Origin of the sequence: Mesorhizobium sp. LNHC229A00 (assembly GCF_000502415.1) — a bacterium.
Classification (GTDB): domain Bacteria; phylum Pseudomonadota; class Alphaproteobacteria; order Rhizobiales; family Rhizobiaceae; genus Mesorhizobium.
Genome location: NZ_AYWQ01000139.1, coordinates 1 through 685 on the forward strand (window position 1 = coordinate 1; position 685 = coordinate 685).

Here is a 685-nt window from a genome sequence, read left to right on the forward strand (position 1 = left end):
GCACAGGCGGCCGACCATTGAGCGGGCAGGTACTGCTCGATGGTATCGTAGGTGGTAAGGCTGGACATCAGCAGAGACCCAAAACTGAGCACCAGATCCAATGCGATTGAGGCTCGCCAGCAACGGCCAGGGCATACGAAAGGCCCATCGCGACCGCGAACATCGCGATGGCCACTAGATATGCGGTCACGAGATTCATCAGAGCGCGTTGATCACGAGGGCGGGATAGGTCAGCGCTGTGCCGGCGGCGCGCCGCTTCGTGGTGCGCTTGAGGCGGTATGGGGCAAGCGGGCTGATGCCGCCGGGCACTTCGACGTACTTCATCTCGATCTTGAAGGCGTCTTTGAAGCGATAACTCATGGCGTTTTTGGCGCCGTCGAAGTGCCGCCGGCCCGGCCCATTATAGCCGGTCTCGATCTTGCGGGTCGACGGGTAGGGGTTGAAGATAATGACCTCGGCGTCCGGCCGAAGCTTCGAATAGTCGGTGACCACGGTGCGGCCGCCGACGATCACCACGAAAGAATTCGCATATCGTCCCGATCGACGCGGACTGCGTTTCACCAGCTCGGCCAGCCCGGCATTGATGACGAGCGGCCAGTTCGAGAAAACGTAAAGGATGCTCCCCGGAACCTTGACTGCCTCTTCCGCCAGGCCCGGCACGTCGTTGACGTAGCGGTCGTATTGC

The 685-nt window shown here is 61.2% G+C and carries 1 protein-coding gene; it reads right to left on the reverse strand.

The genetic code is table 11. The features are described 5' to 3' along the window. Window positions 1-198: 198 nt before the first annotated feature. The coding region (locus X742_RS1000000175175; protein ID WP_023775659.1) for a hypothetical protein at window positions 199-685 on the reverse strand (487 nt) is incomplete at its 5' end.